We start from the raw sequence: 17814 nt of genomic DNA on the forward strand, positions 1-17814 counted from the left end.
AGAATCATCATGTCCCTGGCTCCCGCTCATCGTCTCGATGTCGCACTTGGCGAGCGTAGTTACCCCATTCACATCGGCCCGGGCCTGACGGCGCGAGGAGACCTCATTCGTGAGCATCTCGCCGGTCGTCAGGTGATGATCGTCACCAACACCGTGGTGGCGCCACTGTATCTGGAGGCGCTCAAGGCATCACTTGGCGATGGTCTGGATATTCGAGAGGTGATTCTCGAGGATGGCGAACAGACCAAGCACATGGCCAGTATCGGTCTGATCTGGGATGCCCTGCTCGAGGCCGGCTTCAATCGTCGTTGCACCTTGATCGCCCTCGGTGGGGGAGTCATCGGCGACATGACCGGTTTTGCCGCCGCCTGTTATCAGCGGGGGGCGGCCTTCATCCAGGTGCCGACCACGCTGCTGTCGCAGGTGGATTCCTCGGTGGGTGGCAAGACCGGCGTCAATCATCCGCGCGGCAAGAACATGCTGGGTGCCTTCTGGCAGCCGAGACTGGTGTTGATCGATACCTCAAGCCTCAGGACATTGCCGCAGCGTGAGCTGTCGGCGGGCATGGCCGAGGTCATCAAGTATGGCCTGCTGTGGGATGAAAGCTTCCTGAGCTGGCTGGAAGACAACATGCAGGCCTTGATGGCGCTGGATGAAACCTTGCTCGGAGAGGCCATCCGCCGCAGTTGTGCGATCAAGGCGGATGTCGTGGCGCAGGACGAGACCGAGCAGGGCGTGCGCGCACTGCTCAACCTCGGCCACACCTTCGGGCATGCCATCGAGACGGACCAGGGCTATGGCGTCTGGCTGCACGGTGAAGCCGTCGGCACCGGCATGCTGATGGCCGCTGAACTTTCGGCGCGCATGGGGTGGCTGTCGAGTGCCGATGTCGAGCGTATCGCCAAGGTGATCGGCAAGGCCGGTCTGCCGCTGCAAGCGCCGGAGGACATGGGGGTCGAGGACTTCCTGCGTCACATGCAGCTGGACAAGAAGAATGTCGATGGCCGTCTGCGTCTGATCCTGCTCGAGCGTATCGGGCGTGCGGTGATTACCGAAGAGGCGCCTGCCGGCCTGCTGGCGGACATGCTGGAGCACTGGCCGCGCAGCAGCCACTGATCCCTCGACCAGCCGTTGGCTGGTGCACGGAATCTGCCGCAGAAGAAAAGCCGTCACCTCAGGGTGGCGGCTTTTCTTTTTGTCGAGCGTCAGTGGGCCATTAGCGGGGCGTGATTCCTGAATTGGTATGCCGTATGCGTAATCGGTATGGGGAGAATTGAATAAAAAATTCCTGAATTGGTATGCCGTATGCGTAATCGGTATGGGGAGAATTGAATAAAAACGCTGTTTTTTATTCATCCAAGACTAAAGTTGCAAGGCGAAACCCGCGAGGCATGTCTACCCGCTAAGCGCTTGAGCCTACAGGGTTTTTTGGAATGAGGTGTCTCTAACCTTCGGTTTTGTCAGGTTTTTTTGCCCGATGGGCGACCTGTGGAGAATTGCGCGGTGGGGAAGCGCGGGGATATGCTCGAGGGAAATCTGGCGTCGTGTTGCGACACTGATGGCGCCACTATCGGCAGGCATAAAAATAAAGATAACCGATAACTATAACCTCGAAAATGCTTGTTGAAAAGCATCTGGACACATGATTTCTCCGTGAGGCACGCCCCATGAATAAAGGTCTCCACCAACCGGGAGAGTTCCGCGACAACTGCGGCTTCGGCTTGATCGCCCATATGGAAGGGCAGGCAAGCCATGAGCTGCTGCAGACTGCCATTGAATCCCTGACGTGCATGACTCACCGCGGTGGTATCGCTGCCGACGGCAAGACCGGTGATGGCTGCGGCCTGCTGCTCAAGATGCCGGATGGCTTCATGCGCCAGATCGCCCGAGAGACGCTCGGGCTCGAGCTGGGCGAGCGCTATGCCGTCGGTACGCTCTTCCTGCCGAATGATGACGCGCGTGAACAGGCCGCGCGTGATGCTTTCGAGTCCGCTCTGACGGCACGCAACCTCGAGGTGCTCGGCTGGCGTGACATGCCGGTGGATGACAGCGTGTGCGGCCCGATGGCCCGCGACTGCCTGCCGCGCATTCGTCAGGTCTTCGTTGCAGCTTCCAGTGAACGTACCGATATCGCCTTCAATGTCGACCTGTTCATGGCGCGCAGATACGCCGAGCAGGCGCTGAAGGGCGAAGAGGACTTCTACGTCTGCTCGCTGTCCGGCAAGGTCATCTCCTTCAAGGGTCTGGTGATGCCGGAAGACCTTCCGCGCTTCTACAAGGACCTGGGCGACCCGCGCCTCGAGACCGCGATCTGTGTCTTCCACCAGCGCTTCTCGACCAACACCGCGCCGCGCTGGCCGCTGGCCCAGCCGTTCCGCTTCCTCGCCCACAACGGCGAGATCAACACCATCGAGGCCAACCGTGGCTGGGCAAACGCGCGCAAGGAGAACTTCGTCTCCGAGCAGCTGCCCGAGATCGCCGAGCTGGACGAGATCGTCAACACGGTCGGCTCCGATTCCTCCAGCATGGACAACATGCTGGAAGTGCTGCTGACCGGTGGCATGGATATCTATCGCGCCATCCGCATGATGGTGCCGCCGGCCTGGCAGAACGTCGAGCAGATGGATTCCGACCTGCGGGCCTTCTACGAATACAATTCCATGCACATGGAAGCCTGGGATGGTCCGGCGGGCATCGTGCTCACCGACGGTCGCCACGCCGTGTGCATGCTGGACCGCAACGGTCTGCGTCCGGCGCGTTGGGTCATCACCCGCAATGGCTTCATCACGCTGGCCTCCGAGATCGGTACCTACGATTACAAGCCGGAAGATGTCGTCGCCAAGGGGCGTGTCGGGCCGGGGCAGGTGCTGGGTGTCGATACCGAGACCGGTGAAGTGCTGCACACCGATCAGGTCAGCGAGCGCCTCAAGGGGGCCCATCCCTACAAGCGCTGGTTGCGTGAAAATGCCAATTACCTCGAGTCCGCGCTGACCGAGCTGGCGCGTTTCCAGCCGATGGAAGCGGACACGCTGGACGTCTATCAGAAGATGTTCCAGGTCAGCTTTGAAGAGCGTGATCAGCTGCTGCGCCCGCTGGCCGAGAGCGGTCAGGAGGCGGTCGGCTCCATGGGGGATGACACCCCGATGGCCGTGCTGTCGCGCCAGAACCGCGTACTGACCGACTATTTCCGCCAGAAGTTCGCCCAGGTCACCAATCCGCCGATCGATCCGCTGCGCGAAGCGATCGTGATGTCGCTGGAGACCTGCTGTGGCGCCGAGCTCAACATCTTCGACGCGACGCCGGAACACGCGCATCGTCTGATCCTGACCACGCCGGTGCTGTCACCGCGCAAGTTCAATGCGCTGGTCAATCATGAGGACCCGGCGTTCACCTCCCAGACGCTCAAGCTGCACTATGACCCGAGTCAGGACTCTCTGAAGCAGGCGCTTCAGGGCATCTGTCAGCAGGCCGAGGAAGCGGCGCGCAATGGCAAGGTTATCCTGGTACTCAGCGACTGTGGCTTGAAGAAGGGACAGCTGCCGATCCATGCCGCACTGGCGACTGGCGCCATTCACCATCACCTCGGAGCACTGGCACTGCGTCCGCGCGTCAATCTGGTCATCGAGACCGGCTATGCGCGTGATGCACACCAGATGGCAGTGCTGTTCGGGGTTGGTGCCACGGCGGTCTACCCCTACCTTGCCTATCAGGTGATGGCCGACATGCATCGCACCGGCGAGCTGTCCGGCAACCCGGCCGATGCCCGCGAGAACTATCGCAAGGGCATGCAGAAGGGCCTCTACAAGATCCTGTCCAAGATGGGCATCTCGCACATCGGCTCCTACCGTGGCTCGCAGCTGTTCGAGGCCGTAGGGCTCAACAGTGAAGTCATGGACATGTGCTTCACCGGCATGGCCTCGCGCATCGAAGGCGCCGGCTTCGCCGAGCTGCAGTTCCAGCAGGAGCTGCTGGCGCGTGAAGCCTGGCTGCCGCGCAAGCGCATCAAGCAGGGCGGTCTGGTCAAGTACGTGCACGGTGGTGAGTACCACGCCTACAACCCTGACGTGGTGATGAAGCTGCAGCAGGCCGTGCAGCAGGGGGACTACGGCAAGTGGAAGGAATTCGCGCGCCTGGTCAACGAGCGTCCGGTCGCGACCATTCGCGATCTGTTGAGCCTCAAGCCCGTGGCCGAGCCGCTGCCGCTTGAGGAAGTCGAGTCCGTCGAATCACTGCTGCCGCGCTTCGACAGCGCCGGCATGTCTCTCGGCGCGCTGTCTCCCGAGGCACATGAGGCGCTGGCGCAGGCCATGAACGAGGCCGGCGGGCGCTCCAACTCCGGTGAGGGCGGTGAAGACCCGGCACGCTACGGTACCGTGCGCTCCTCCAAGATCAAGCAGATCGCGTCCGGGCGTTTCGGTGTCACGCCGGCGTACCTGGTCAATGCCGAGGTACTGCAGATCAAGGTCGCACAGGGCGCCAAGCCCGGTGAGGGCGGTCAGCTGCCGGGCGGCAAGGTCAACGACCTGATCGCACGTCTGCGCTACGCCGTGCCGGGGGTGACACTGATCTCGCCGCCGCCGCACCATGACATCTATTCCATCGAGGATCTGGCACAGCTGATCTTTGACCTGAAACAGGTCAATCCGTCAGCGCAGGTCTCGGTCAAGCTGGTCTCCGAGCCCGGTATCGGCACCATCGCCACCGGTGTCGCCAAGGCCTATGCCGACCTGATCACCGTCTCCGGCTACGACGGTGGCACCGCGGCCAGCCCGATCACCTCGATCAAGCATGCCGGTTCCCCGTGGGAGCTGGGGCTGCCCGAGGTGCACCAGGCGCTGCGCATCAATCAGTTGCGTCACAAGATTCGTCTGCAGACGGATGGCGGTCTCAAGACCGGTCTGGATGTGGTCAAGGCGGCGATTCTGGGGGCCGAGAGCTTCGGCTTCGGGACGGCACCGATGGTGGCGCTGGGCTGCAAGTACCTGCGTATCTGTCACCTGAACAACTGTGCCACCGGTGTCGCGACCCAGCACCAGGCGCTGCGTGATGAGCATTTCCGCGGCACCGTCGAGATGGTCAAGCACTACTTCCGCTTCATCGCTGAAGAGGTGCGCGAGCTGATGGCGCTGCTGGGCGTGCGCCAGATCACCGACCTGATCGGTCGTACCGATCTGCTCGAAGTGCTGGAAGGCGAGACCAACGCGCAGCGTCGTCTCGACCTCACGCCGTTGCTGGGCAATGACTTCGTGCCCGAGGACGCGCCGCAGTTCTGCCAGGTCAGCCGCAACGAGCCGCATGACCCCGGCGCCAAGAACCTCGAGATGCTGGCGGCGATGGAGTCGGCGATCGACAGCCGCAGCGGTGGCGAGTTCAGCTTCCATGTCACCAACTGCGATCGCTCCATCGGGGCGCGTGTCTCCGGTGAGATCGCCAAGCGGTATGGCGAGGCAGGACTGGCGGGCTCGCCGCTCAAGGTCAGCCTGACCGGCGTGGCAGGGCAGAGCTTCGGGGTCTGGAATGCGCATGGCCTCGAGATGCATCTGGAAGGCGATGCCAACGATTACGTCGGCAAGGGCATGAATGGCGGCAAGCTGACCATCGTGCCGCCGCGCGGCTCGCGCTTCGAGAGCCACAAGACGGCCATCATCGGCAACACCTGCCTGTATGGGGCGACCGGCGGCAAGTTGTACGCCGCGGGAACTGCCGGCGAGCGCTTCGCGGTGCGCAACTCCGGTGCGCATGCCGTCATCGAAGGGGCGGGCGATCACTGCTGTGAGTACATGACCGGCGGGCTGGTCTGCGTGCTGGGCGAAACCGGCGTCAACTTCGGTGCAGGCATGACCGGCGGCTTCGCCTATGTACTGGACGAGAGTCGAGACTTCGTCGACAAGTACAACCACGAGCTGGTGGAAATCCACCGTATCAATACCGAAGCCATGGAGGCCTATCGTCGCCATCTGCGCGAAGTGATCGAGGAATACGTGGCCGAGACCGGCTCCGAGCGCGGTCGCAACATCCTGCGTGATTTCCCTGACTTCGTGCGTCACTTCTGGTTGGTCAAGCCCAAGGCGGCAAGCCTGGGGGGATTGCTCGATCAGTCCCGGCGTCAGCCGGAGTGATCGCATCCCTCACCCTGGCAAGCCCCGGGTGAGGGCCCGCACCGCGACGGTGCCCGGATTTTGAGAGAGGATTTATCATGGCCAATCAGCTCGCCAACGACTTCCAGTTCATCGATGTGGGTCGTCAGGACCCGCAGAAGAAAGATGCTCGCGTGCGTGCCCGCGAGTTCAACGAGATATACGCCGAGTTCAAGCCGGTGGAAGCGGCCAGTCAGGCGCATCGCTGCCTGGGTTGCGGCAACCCCTACTGCGAGTGGAAGTGTCCGGTACACAACTACATCCCCAACTGGCTGAAGCTGGTCTCCGAGGGCAACATCCTCGAGGCTGCGGAGCTTTCGCACCAGACCAACTCGCTGCCCGAAGTCTGTGGGCGCGTCTGCCCGCAGGATCGTCTCTGTGAAGGCGACTGCACCCTGAATGATGGCTTCGGTGCCGTCACCATCGGTTCGGTCGAGAAGTACATCACCGACACCGCCTTCGCGATGGGCTGGCGCCCCGACATGTCCAAGGTCAGCTGGACGGACAAGCGCGTCGCCATCATCGGTGCCGGCCCGGCGGGTCTGGGGGCAGCCGATATCCTGGTGCGCAACGGTGTGCGTCCGGTGATCTATGATCGTCACCCGGAGATCGGTGGGCTGCTGACCTTCGGTATCCCGGAGTTCAAGCTCGAGAAGGGCGTGATGACGCGCCGACGCGAGATCTTCGAAGAGATGGGCATGGAGTTCCGTCTCAATGTCGAGGTCGGTCGTGACATCGGCTTCGATGCCCTGCTCGAGGAATACGATGCCGTCTTCCTGGGCATGGGCACCTACAACGCCATGAGCGGCGGTTTCCCGGGCGAGGATCTTCCGGGAGTTCACAAGGCGCTCGACTTCCTGATCGCCAACGTCAATCACTGCCTGGGCTTCGAGAAGGACCCGGCCGATTACGTCTCGATGGAAGGCAAGAAGGTCGTGGTGCTCGGCGGTGGTGATACCGCGATGGACTGCAACCGCACCTCCATCCGTCAGGGCGCCGATACCGTGACCTGTGCCTACCGTCGCGACGAGGCCAACATGCCGGGCTCGCGTCGTGAGGTGACCAATGCTCGTGAGGAAGGCGTCGACTTCCTGTTCAATCGCCAGCCGGTGGCGGTGGTCGGTGAGGGCAAGGTCGAGGGCGTCAAGGTCGTGCGTACCCGCATGGGTGAACCGGATGCCAACGGGCGCCAGCGTCCGGAAGTGGTGCCGGGTTCCGAAGAGATCCTGCCGGCGGATGCCGTCATCGTCGCCTTCGGCTTCCAGGCCAGTCCTGCGCCGTGGTTCACCGATTTCGATATCGGGGTCGATGAGCGTGGGCGCATCGCGACCAGTGCCGAGCGACTCGCCTTCCAGACCACCAATCCCAAGGTGTTCGCCGGTGGTGACATGGTGCGCGGTTCCGATCTGGTGGTGACCGCCATTGATGAAGGTCGCCGGGCCGCAGAAGGGATTCTCGATTTCCTGGAAGTGTAAAGAGATCGCAGTATCACGTATCAGGCCCGCCACGGCGGGCCTGATACGTTGGGCGGGTGCCCGTGGCGGCGTCACCAAGGATGGATGGAGTGGCAATCAAATTGAGCCGGAGCAGCCTTTCCGCTAGACTGGCGACCCATCCTGATCCGTTCCCCCGGATCTCTCCTACAGCTCACGTTTTCGGCAGGTTTCCATGACACGATTTATCTTCGTGACGGGCGGCGTTGTGTCCTCGCTTGGCAAGGGCATCGCATCCGCTTCGCTGGCGGCTATTCTCGAGGCCCGTGGCCTCAAGGTCACCATTCTCAAGCTGGATCCGTACATCAACGTCGATCCGGGCACCATGAGCCCGTTCCAGCACGGCGAAGTCTTTGTCACTGAAGATGGCGCGGAAACCGATCTGGACCTCGGTCACTACGAGCGTTTCATCCGCTCGCGCATGACCCAGGGCAACAACTTCACCACCGGCCGTGTCTACGAGCACGTGCTGCGCAAGGAGCGCCGCGGCGACTACCTGGGTGGAACGGTTCAGGTCATCCCGCACATCACCGACGAGATCAAGCGTCGCGTGATCGCTGGCGGTGAAGGCTATGACGTCGCGCTGGTCGAGATCGGTGGCACCGTCGGTGACATCGAGTCCCTGCCATTCCTGGAGTCGATCCGTCAGTTGCGCGCCCAGCTGGGTAGCGAGCGTGCCATCTTCATGCACCTCACGCTGGTGCCGTACATCAAGACGGCTGGTGAGACCAAGACCAAGCCGACCCAGCACAGCGTCAAGGAGCTGCGCTCCATCGGTATCCAGCCGGATATCCTGATCTGCCGCAGCGAAGTCGAGATCGAGGAAAGCGAGCGTCGCAAGATCTCGCTGTTCACCAATGTCGAGGAACGTGCTGTCGTGTCGCTGCAGGATGCCGACACCATCTATCGTATTCCGCTGATGTTGCATGAAGCCGGTCTCGATGAGATTGTCTGCGACAAGCTGCGCCTGGAGGCCAAAGAGGCCGACATGTCCGAGTGGGTGTCGGTACTGGATGCCAAGCTCAACCCGCTCAAGACCATCAACATCGCGATGGTCGGCAAGTACATGGAGCTGCTGGACGCCTACAAGTCCCTGAACGAGGCACTGATTCATGCCGGTATCCAGGGACGTGTGAAGGTCAACGTCGACTTCATCGATTCCGAAGAGATCGAGCGCAACGGTACCGATCGTCTGATCGGCAAGGACGCGGTGCTGGTGCCGGGCGGTTTCGGCGAGCGGGGTGTGGAAGGCAAGATCGCCACCGCACGCTTCGCACGTGAGAACAAGGTGCCGTATCTGGGTATCTGTCTGGGCATGCAGGTCGCGGTCATCGAGTTTGCCCGCAACGTGGCCGGCTGGACTGATGCGAACTCCACCGAGTTCACTCACGACACCCAGCACCCGGTGGTCGGTCTGATCACTGAATGGCTGACGCCGGAAGGCAAGATCGAGACCCGTGACGCGGCATCCGACCTGGGCGGCACCATGCGTCTGGGCGGTCAGGCCTGTCGTCTGCTCAACGGCTCCAAGGCGCATCAGGCCTATGGCAGCGATGAGATCGTCGAGCGTCACCGCCACCGCTATGAGGTCAACGACCAGTTCGTGCCGGCGCTGGAAGAGGCCGGTCTGATCTTCTCGGGCCGCAGCGTCGACAACTCGCTGGTCGAGATGGTCGAGCTGCCGGACCACCCGTGGTTCGTCGCGTGTCAGTTCCACCCGGAGTTCACCTCCACCCCGCGTGATGGTCACCCGCTGTTCTCCGGCTTCGTGAATGCGGCGCTCAATCACAAGGCGGCGCGGACTCGCGGCGAGTGATAGGGTGATCGCCGGGCGTCACGCCAGTTTGATGGACGGTGCAGTGATGAGCAACGAACAACGCGTGATCGAATTTGCAGGCCTGCAAGTCGCCAATGATCGGCCGATGACGCTTTTCGGTGGCATGAACGTGCTGGAATCGCGTGAGCTGGCACTGGAGGTCGCCGAGCAATATGTCGAGGTGACATCGCGCCTCGGCATGCCGTACGTCTTCAAGGCCAGCTTCGACAAGGCCAATCGCAGCTCCATGCACTCCTATCGCGGGCCGGGGATGGAGAAGGGTCTCGAGATCCTCGCCGAGATCAAGTCGCGCTTTGGCGTGCCGGTCATCACTGACGTCCACGAGCCTCATCAGGCAGCTGCCGTGGCCGAAGTGGCCGATGTCATCCAGCTGCCCGCCTTCCTGGCGCGCCAGACGGATCTGGTCGTGGCCATGGCGCGCACCGGTGCCGTCATCAACGTCAAGAAGCCGCAGTTCCTGGCCCCGCACGAAATGCGCCATATCGTCGCCAAGTGCGGTGAAGCGGACAATGACCGGATTCTGCTGTGCGAGCGCGGCTCCAGCTTCGGCTACAACAATCTGGTGGTCGACATGCTCGGCATGGCCGAGATGAAGGATACGGGGCTGCCGGTGCTGTTCGATGTCACCCACTCGCTGCAACGCCCGGGTGGGCGGGCCGATTCCGCCGGTGGTCGTCGTGAGCAGGTCTTCGATCTGGCCCGTTCCGGCGTGGCGCTGGGGCTGGCAGGCCTGTTCCTCGAGGCACATCCGGACCCGGACAATGCCAAATGTGACGGCCCCTGCGCATTGCCGCTGGATCAGCTCGAACCCTTCCTGCGCCAGCTGCAATCGCTGGATTCGCTGGTGAAGGGCTTTGCGCCGCTGGATATTCGCTGAACATGACTACTGGCCGTTCACTACCCTGTGAGCGGCCTTTTTGCGCTATGGGCAAGATGCCCGTCGTGGTGTTTCAATCCCCCGTGTAGAGGACGACACAAGATGGCCAATATCGTCGAAATCCGCGCCCTTGAGGTGCTCGATTCCCGTGGTAACCCGACCGTACAGGCCGAGGTCGTGCTGGAAGGTGGACAACGTGCCAGCGCCTGCGCGCCTTCCGGTGCCTCCACCGGTTCGCGCGAAGCGCTGGAATTGCGTGATGGCGACAAGAGCCGTTATCTGGGCAAGGGTGTGCTGAAGGCAGTCGAAGCCGTCAATGGCCCGATCCGCGAGCGTCTCGTGGGCATGGATGCACTGGACCAGCGTGCGCTGGATGACGCCATGCTGGCGCTGGATGGCACCGAGAACAAGGAATCGCTGGGTGCCAATGCGATCCTCGCGGTCTCCCTGGCCGCTGCCAAGGCAGCTGCCCAGGCCAAGGGCATCGAGCTCTACGCTCACATCGCCGAGCTCTACGGTCAGCCGGGCAAGTACTCCATGCCGGTGCCGATGATGAACATCATCAATGGCGGCGAGCATGCCGACAACAATGTCGACATCCAGGAGTTCATGGTCCAGCCGGTCGGCGCGCCGACCTTCCGTGAAGCGCTGCGCACCGGCGCCGAGATCTTCCACGCGCTCAAGAAGGTCCTGCAGGGCCGCGATCTGAGCACTTCCGTGGGCGACGAAGGTGGTTTCGCACCGAACCTTGCCTCCAATGCCGAAGCGCTGGCGGTCATCAAGCAGGCGGTCAGCGATGCGGGCTACACGCTGGGCACTGACGTGACCCTGGCGCTGGATTGTGCCTCCTCCGAGTTCTACAAGGATGGCCAGTACAATCTGTCTGGTGAAGGCAAGAGCTTCGATGCACGTGGTTTCGTCGACTACCTGGCCGAGCTGGCGGACGAATACCCCATCGTGTCCATCGAAGACGGCATGGACGAGTCTGACTGGGAAGGCTGGAAACTGCTGACCGACAAGCTCGGCGACAAGGTGCAGCTGGTCGGTGATGACCTGTTCGTCACCAACACGCGCATCCTGAGCCGTGGTATAGATGAAGGCATCGGCAACTCCATCCTGATCAAGTTCAACCAGATCGGTTCACTGTCCGAGACCCTGGATGCGATCAAGATGGCGCAGGCCGCTGGCTTCACTGCGGTCATCTCCCACCGCAGTGGCGAGACCGAAGACACCACCATCGCCGACCTCGCCGTGGGTACCTGTGCCGGGCAGATCAAGACCGGTTCTCTGTGCCGCTCTGACCGTGTCGCCAAGTACAACCGCCTGCTGGTGATCGAGCAGCAGCTGGGCGATGTCGCCTACAATGGCCTGAAAGAGATCAAGGGCCAGTAAGCAGAAACGGGCATTGTGGTGGGACAGCTGCGCAAGCAGTGCCACAATGCCCCCATGCGTGACGGTGCGCTCTGAATGGCAGGATGCCATGACGGGCAGGGACAGCACCCAGGAACACGATCCAGGACGGATCGACAGGGACACGCTTGGAGCGGGCGACCTTTCGGGGTTGCCCTTTTTTGTGCCCAGGTCGGGCAGGGCATTTACTGCTCCAGGTATTCGAGCTTGCCTTCGACACCATCCCACTTCTCGGCGTCTTCCATGGCGTCCTTCTTCTCGCTGATGTTCGGCCACACTTCGGCCAGATCGGCATTCAGCTCGATGAATTCCTTCTGATTCTCCGGCACTTCGTCCTCGGAGAAGATGGCTTCCGCGGGACACTCCGGCTCGCACAGAGCGCAGTCGATGCACTCGTCCGGGTTGATGACCAGGAAGTTGGGGCCTTCATAGAAGCAATCGACCGGGCAGACCTCCACGCAGTCAGTGTATTTGCAGCGGATGCAGTTCTCGGTGACGATGAATGCCATCTGGGTCTCCTGACGCGGGTCGGCGTCTCTCGTAGGTCGTGGTCCAGCGCCACTCTGTGCCGTCTGAGCGGCATCTTGAGTTTCAGGTTATAAGCGGCGCGAGTGTTATAAGGCGTTATTCTAGTGGCGCTCTGCCGCCCTCGCAATCAGCGTGGGCGGATCGTTTTGGAATGGTGCTATGCCCATCGCGCACTGTCGAGTGTCGGCGCCATTCATAGATGAGTTCCAGTGCCCGCTTGGGGCTCAGGTCATCCGGGTCCAGCTGGGTCAAGGCTTCGACGATCGGGTGAGGCGGTGCCGCGAAGAGGTCATTCTGCTGCGGTACTGGCTGGCCGAGTGCATCTTCACGGGCAACCTGCGGACGATCGACCTCCTGCTGCTCGAGACTGGTCAATTTCTCACGTGCACGCAGGATGACGTTCTGCGGGACCCCGGCCAGCTGGGCAACCTGCAGGCCATAACTCTGGCTTGCCGGCCCCTCCTCGACACGGTGCATGAAGACGATGCCATCGCCATGCTCTGCGGCGGTCAGGTGAACGTTGGCCACGCCATCGACGTGCTCGGGGAGTGCCGTCATCTCGAAATAATGGGTCGCGAACAGCGTGAAGGCGCGCGTGCGGGCCAGGTGCTCGGCGCTTGCCCAGGCCAATGACAGGCCATCGAAGGTCGAGGTGCCGCGACCGATCTCATCCATCAGCACCAGACTCTCGTCGGTGGCGTTGTGCAGGATGCTGGCAGTCTCGGTCATCTCGACCATGAAGGTCGAGCGGCCACCGGCCAGGTCATCCGAGGAGCCGATACGCGTGAAGATGCGATCCAGCGGGCCGATGCAGGCGCGAGCGGCGGGTACGAAGCTGCCGGTATGCGCGAGCAGTGCGATCAGCGCGGTCTGACGCATGTAGGTGGATTTACCGCCCATGTTGGGGCCGGTGATCACCAGCATGCGGCGCGCATCGTCAAAGCGCACGTCGTTGGGCACGAAGGGGTGGTCGCTGACATGTTCCACCACCGGGTGGCGGCCGCCTTCGATGTCGATTCCCGGCGTGTCGCTGAGCTGTGGGCGGACGAAGTCCAGTGCGGCGGCGCGATCAGCGAAGGCGGTGAGCACATCCAGTGACGCCAGGGCGCGTGCCGTCTGCTGCAGGCCATCCAGTTCGGTATTCAGGTCATCCAGAAGGTGCTCATACAGCAGCTTCTCGCGGGCCAGCGACTTGGACTTGGCCGACAGCGCCTTGTCCTCGAATTCCTTGAGTTCCGGGATGATGAAGCGCTCGGCATTCTTGAGCGTCTGGCGGCGGATGTATTCCGGCGGAGCTTCCGCTGACTGGGAGCGCGGCAGCTCGATGAAGTAACCATGAACGCGGTTGTAGCCGACCTTGAGGTTGCTGATGCCGGTGCGCTCACGCTCACGGGTCTCGAGGGCCACCAGATACTGACCGGCGTTCTCGGAGAGGCCGCGATACTCGTCCAGCTCATCGTCGTAGCCATCGGCGATCACCCCGCCATCGCGCAGCACGACCGGCGGATTCTCGATCAGCGCTTCGCTGAGCATGGCCGAGAGGGCGGGGAACAGGCGGATGCCATCGCGCAGGTCATCGATGGCACTGCCTTTCTCGACGCTGGCGAGCACGGCGCGCAGCTCTGGCAGTGTATTGAGGCCATCACGCAGGCGCGCCATGTCCCGCGGGCGGGCGCTGCGCAGTGCAACACGCGCCAGGATGCGCTCCACATCGCCGATCCGCTTGAGCAGGCCTTGCAGTTCGAAGGGGTAGTCACCCTCAATCAAGCGCTGCACTGCCGCCTGGCGCTGGCCGATCTGGGTCTGATCGCGCAGCGGGCGGTTGAGCCAGCGCTTGAGCAGGCGTGAGCCCATCGCGGTAGCAGTCACGTCCAATACGCTGGCCAGCGTGTTGTCGCTGCTGCCGCCAAGATTGGTGTCGATCTCGAGGTTGCGACGGCTGGCGGCATCGATCACGACCGAATCGTCGCGACTCTCCACGGCCAGCGCCGTCACGTGGGGCAGACCGGTGCGCTGCGTGTCACGCGCGTAGTCGAGCAGGGCACCAGCAGCGGTGACCGCGCAGGTCAGATGACTGCAACCGAAACCATTGAGGTCCTGAACGCCGAACTGATCGCACAGCAGGCGCAACGCGGTCTCATGGTCGAAATGCCAGTCACTCTGACGGGTCAGGCCCGGGCGTGAGGCAAGACTGCTTGGCAGTTCACGACTCTCGCCGACCATCAGCTCGGCGGGTGACAGACGCTGGATCTCGGCCAGCAGTTCTTCATCGCCATTGACTTCCAGTACGCTGAAGCGTCCTGAGGAAAGCTCCAGTGCCGCCAGGCCCCAGGTCTCACCGTCTCGATGCAGCGCCACCAGCAGATTGTCACGGCTGGCATCCAGAAGCGCCTCGTCATGCAGGGTGCCCGGTGTGACGATGCGCACCACCTTGCGCTCGACGGGGCCCTTGGTGGTCGCGGGATCGCCGATCTGCTCGCAGATGGCCACGGATTCGCCCATTTTCACCAGGCGTGCCAGGTAACCCTCGGCGCTGTGATAAGGCACCCCTGCCATGGGAATGGGGGAGCCGCCGGAGCTGCCACGTGCCGTCAGGGTGATGTCGAGCAGTTGCGCGGCTCGCTTGGCGTCCTCATGGAACAGCTCATAGAAGTCGCCCATGCGATAGAACAGCAGCACACCGGGGTGCTCGCGTTTGATCTTCATGTACTGCGCCATCATCGGCGTCATCTGGGGCGCGCTGTTCTTGGCCATGGCCATGGACTTCCTTGACTGCACTGCAATGGGAAAAAGACGCACATGCGAGAACACGGCATGCGGGATGCGCGATATTCTACGGACTGGCACGGCCGGCTCCAATGCCTGTGATGCCTCCTGCTCGCTTCCCTTTTCCTCAGACCACTTCTAGAAAGGAGTTCGTTCATGGCCCGATTGACGGATACGACGTCCGAGGCACCGGATGCGAATGCACTGGCCGAGCAGCTGCAGGCGCTGGCATTGGCGCGCGGAGTCCAGATCACTGCTGCAGAGTCATGCACCGGGGGTGGCGTGAGTGCCGCGATCACGGCGATTTCCGGTAGCTCCGGCTATTTCGAGGCGGGCTATGTGACCTACTCGAATGCTGCCAAGCGGCGTCTGCTCGGCGTCAGCGAAGCATCGCTCGCGGACTTCGGGGCAGTCTCCGAGGCCGTCGTGCGCGAGATGGTCAAGGGAGCGTGTCGTGACAGCGGTGCCGAATTGGGGGTGGCAATCAGTGGTGTGGCGGGTCCGGGAGGCGGCAGTGAAGAAAAGCCCGTGGGGACGGTGTGGCTGGCATGGGGCAGTGAGGCGCGACAGCAGGCGCGGTGTTTCCACTTTCCGGGAGACCGGCAGGCCGTGCGCGACGCCGCCGTGAGGGTGGCATTGCAAGGCTTGATCGAATGCGTGGAAGCCTGGCAGGGCTGAACTGGTGAGGCTCGAGACGCATGCAACCCTCTGCGTTGAGACTGCTGCCTGAAAAAGCGCATCACCGGACTGGCAGAACGATGAAACATGCGGCATCATACTGTCCATGTATACAGGGTTTTGCCATGACAGCCCAGCCGCTAGGCTGACAGTCTCTGCATCACCCGAAGCTTGAGAATTTCCTATTTCAGGTGGTTGCCCATGCGGCGCCGCCGTTCGACAGGAGGCCACATGGCACAGGACGACAATCGTACCAAGGCGCTGAACGCGGCGCTGTCCCAGATCGAGCGCCAGTTCGGCAAGGGCGCCGTCATGCGCATGGGCGATGCCCCGCGTGTGGCCATCCCGTCGGTATCCACCGGGTCTCTGGGCCTGGATATCGCGCTCGGCATCGGTGGCCTGCCTTTCGGTCGAGTGGTCGAGATCTACGGTCCGGAATCCTCGGGCAAGACGACACTGACGCTCTCGGTCATCGCCCAGGCCCAGAAGCAGGGCAAGGTGTGTGCCTTCATCGATGCCGAGCACGCGCTGGATCCGTCCTACGCCGAGAAGCTCGGCGTCAATCTGGACGAGATGCTGGTCTCCCAGCCGGATACCGGTGAGCAGGCACTCGAGATCGTCGACATGCTGGTGCGTTCCGGTGGTGTCGACGTCATCATCGTCGATTCCGTGGCAGCCCTGACGCCGCGTGCCGAGATCGAGGGTGAGATGGGTGACTCCCACGTCGGCCTGCAGGCGCGTCTGATGTCCCAGGCGCTGCGCAAGGTGACGGGTCACATCAAGAATGCCAACTGCATGGTGGTGTTCATCAACCAGATCCGCATGAAGATCGGGGTGATGTTCGGTAGCCCGGAAACCACCACCGGTGGTAACGCGCTGAAGTTCTACTCGAGTGTCCGTCTCGACATCCGTCGTACCGGCTCCGTGAAGTCCGGCGATGAAGTCACCGGTAACGAGACTCGCGTCAAGGTCGTGAAGAACAAGGTCGCGCCGCCGTTCCGCCAGGCCGAGTTCCAGATTCTCTACGGCAAGGGCATCTACCACGCCGGTGAGGTCATTGATCTGGGCGTGCAGTGTGGTCTGGTCGGCAAGGCAGGTGCCTGGTACAGCTACCAGGGCAGCAAGATCGGTCAGGGCAAGGCCAACTCCGCCCAGTATCTGGAGGACAACCCCGCGATCATGGAAGAGATCGAGAGCCAGATTCGCGCCCAGCTGCTGGCTTCTCCGGAAACCAAGGAAGAGGCCAAGGAAGAAGTGGTCGCCGAAAATGAAGATGATCTGGATCTCGATGGAGCGCCAACATGCACGATCAGGAAAGAGAGACCGCCGGGCCGGACTATCAGCCCCTCGATGTCGGCGCGATGACGCCGCAACGGCGTGCCCGCAATGACGCCATCGCACGTCTGGCACGCCGCGAGCACAGCCGTCGCGAGCTGCACGACTATCTCAAGGAGCGCGACTACCTGCAGACCGTCAGCGATGATGCGCTGGCGGAGCAGTCCGCGAGTGGCGAGGAGGGCGCCGAGACGCGCTTGAGTCGTGATGAGGTCGAGCTGCTGATCGAGGAAGTGCTGGAGCGTCTGGTCGAGGAAGGCCTGCAATCCGATGAGCGCTTCGCCGCCAGCTTCCTGCGGACACGGGTGCTGAGGGGGCAGGGCCCCAGGCGTATCCAGCAGGAGTTGCGCCAGCGTGGCATCGACAACGAGACGTCAGGTGCCGTGATGCGTGCTGCCTGTGATCCGGTGCCTGATGCCTTCGGACATATTGATGCGGTGGACTTCTTCGAGCTGGCGCGCGAGACGTTGGCAAGGCGCTTTTCCTCAGCGGGCGAGGGTCACAAGGAGCGTGCGCGCCGAGAGCGCTTCCTGCTCCAGCGCGGCTTCGACTACGAGCAGTTGCGCTACGCCATGGAGTCCGCCTGGACGGAAGACGAGGCGTGAGGCCAGCCATTGCCCGGGCAATGGCTCGGAACGCGCAAACCGGTCACTCAAGCCATTTCCCCCCCTTTAGCTTGCGCGAACAGGCGTTATACTAGGTCGTCTTGCGACGGCACGGGGCAGGCGCCTTCTTTCATGCTTTTCATTGCAC

The 17814-nt window shown here is 62.4% G+C and carries 11 protein-coding genes; 9 read left to right on the forward strand and 2 right to left on the reverse strand.

From position 1 onward, the window contains the following. The first annotated feature begins 9 nt into the window (after positions 1 to 9). From aroB to eno, 6 genes are all read left to right on the forward strand, one after another. Positions 10 to 1116: a 3-dehydroquinate synthase gene (gene aroB / locus CU110_RS01865; RefSeq protein ID WP_084207838.1), complete on the forward strand. Its 1107-nt coding sequence runs from the start codon at positions 10 to 12 to the stop codon at positions 1114 to 1116. Between the two features lie 551 nt (positions 1117 to 1667). Next, positions 1668 to 6119: a glutamate synthase large subunit gene (gltB, locus tag CU110_RS01870; RefSeq protein WP_084207839.1), complete on the forward strand. Its 4452-nt coding sequence runs from the start codon at positions 1668 to 1670 to the stop codon at positions 6117 to 6119. Positions 6120 to 6196: 77 nt separating this feature from the next. Next, complete coding sequence (locus tag CU110_RS01875; RefSeq protein WP_084207840.1) at positions 6197 to 7612, forward strand: FAD-dependent oxidoreductase; 1416 nt, start codon at positions 6197 to 6199, stop codon at positions 7610 to 7612. A gap of 193 nt (positions 7613 to 7805) precedes the next feature. Further along, the gene (locus tag CU110_RS01880) at positions 7806 to 9446 is read left to right on the forward strand and encodes a CTP synthase (protein WP_077377963.1); all 1641 of its coding nucleotides are present in this window, start codon (positions 7806 to 7808) and stop codon (positions 9444 to 9446) included. 46 nt (positions 9447 to 9492) lie between these two features. Then, positions 9493 to 10344: a 3-deoxy-8-phosphooctulonate synthase gene (gene kdsA / locus CU110_RS01885; protein ID WP_084207841.1), complete on the forward strand. Its 852-nt coding sequence runs from the start codon at positions 9493 to 9495 to the stop codon at positions 10342 to 10344. A gap of 102 nt (positions 10345 to 10446) precedes the next feature. Continuing rightward, positions 10447 to 11736 (forward strand): phosphopyruvate hydratase, encoded by a 1290-nt coding sequence (gene eno, locus CU110_RS01890; RefSeq protein ID WP_077377968.1) that lies wholly within the window; start codon positions 10447 to 10449, stop codon positions 11734 to 11736. Between the two features lie 203 nt (positions 11737 to 11939). Here eno and fdxA read toward each other — a convergent pair whose 3' ends face one another. Together fdxA and mutS are read right to left on the reverse strand one after the other, a co-directional pair. Then, positions 11940 to 12263: a ferredoxin FdxA gene (gene fdxA / locus CU110_RS01895; protein ID WP_077377971.1), complete on the reverse strand. Its 324-nt coding sequence runs from the start codon at positions 12261 to 12263 to the stop codon at positions 11940 to 11942. A 115-nt stretch (positions 12264 to 12378) separates the two neighbouring features. Further along, on the reverse strand, positions 12379 to 15036 hold the full coding sequence (mutS, locus tag CU110_RS01900; protein WP_127734407.1) for a DNA mismatch repair protein MutS: 2658 nt from the start codon (positions 15034 to 15036) through the stop codon (positions 12379 to 12381). A gap of 168 nt (positions 15037 to 15204) precedes the next feature. Between mutS and CU110_RS01905 the strand changes: the two genes are divergently transcribed. The 3 genes from CU110_RS01905 to CU110_RS01915 all read left to right on the forward strand — a co-directional run bounded on the left by CU110_RS01905 (position 15205) and on the right by CU110_RS01915 (position 17666). Next, complete coding sequence (locus tag CU110_RS01905; RefSeq protein WP_084207843.1) at positions 15205 to 15726, forward strand: CinA family protein; 522 nt, start codon at positions 15205 to 15207, stop codon at positions 15724 to 15726. A gap of 231 nt (positions 15727 to 15957) precedes the next feature. Further along, positions 15958 to 17091 carry a recombinase RecA gene (gene recA, locus CU110_RS01910; RefSeq protein WP_240665444.1) on the forward strand — a complete coding sequence of 378 codons (1134 nt, stop codon included), beginning with the start codon at positions 15958 to 15960 and terminating at the stop codon, positions 17089 to 17091. Beyond that, positions 17028 to 17666, forward strand: coding sequence for a regulatory protein RecX (locus tag CU110_RS01915; RefSeq protein WP_240499641.1), 639 nt, complete (start codon positions 17028 to 17030; stop codon positions 17664 to 17666). The genes recA and CU110_RS01915 overlap by 64 nt, the downstream gene beginning before the upstream one ends. The last annotated feature ends 148 nt before the right edge of the window (positions 17667 to 17814 follow it).

Origin of the sequence: Cobetia sp. ICG0124, assembly GCF_004006355.1 — a bacterium.
Classification (GTDB): Bacteria; Pseudomonadota; Gammaproteobacteria; order Pseudomonadales; family Halomonadaceae; genus Cobetia; species Cobetia marina.

Excerpts from the sequence above, each read along its gene's own strand:
- aroB (WP_084207838.1), top strand. The coding sequence starts at position 10 with ATGTCCCTGGCTCCCGCTCATCGTCTCGATGTCGCACTTGGCGAGCGT.
- gltB (WP_084207839.1), top strand. The coding sequence starts at position 1,668 with ATGAATAAAGGTCTCCACCAACCGGGAGAGTTCCGCGACAACTGCGGC.
- CU110_RS01875 (WP_084207840.1), top strand. The coding sequence starts at position 6,197 with ATGGCCAATCAGCTCGCCAACGACTTCCAGTTCATCGATGTGGGTCGT.
- CU110_RS01880 (WP_077377963.1), top strand. The coding sequence starts at position 7,806 with ATGACACGATTTATCTTCGTGACGGGCGGCGTTGTGTCCTCGCTTGGC.
- kdsA (WP_084207841.1), top strand. The coding sequence starts at position 9,493 with ATGAGCAACGAACAACGCGTGATCGAATTTGCAGGCCTGCAAGTCGCC.
- eno (WP_077377968.1), top strand. The coding sequence starts at position 10,447 with ATGGCCAATATCGTCGAAATCCGCGCCCTTGAGGTGCTCGATTCCCGT.
- fdxA (WP_077377971.1), bottom strand. The coding sequence starts at position 12,263 with ATGGCATTCATCGTCACCGAGAACTGCATCCGCTGCAAATACACTGAC.
- mutS (WP_127734407.1), bottom strand. The coding sequence starts at position 15,036 with ATGGCCAAGAACAGCGCGCCCCAGATGACGCCGATGATGGCGCAGTAC.
- CU110_RS01905 (WP_084207843.1), top strand. The coding sequence starts at position 15,205 with ATGGCCCGATTGACGGATACGACGTCCGAGGCACCGGATGCGAATGCA.
- recA (WP_240665444.1), top strand. The coding sequence starts at position 15,958 with ATGGCACAGGACGACAATCGTACCAAGGCGCTGAACGCGGCGCTGTCC.
- CU110_RS01915 (WP_240499641.1), top strand. The coding sequence starts at position 17,028 with ATGCACGATCAGGAAAGAGAGACCGCCGGGCCGGACTATCAGCCCCTC.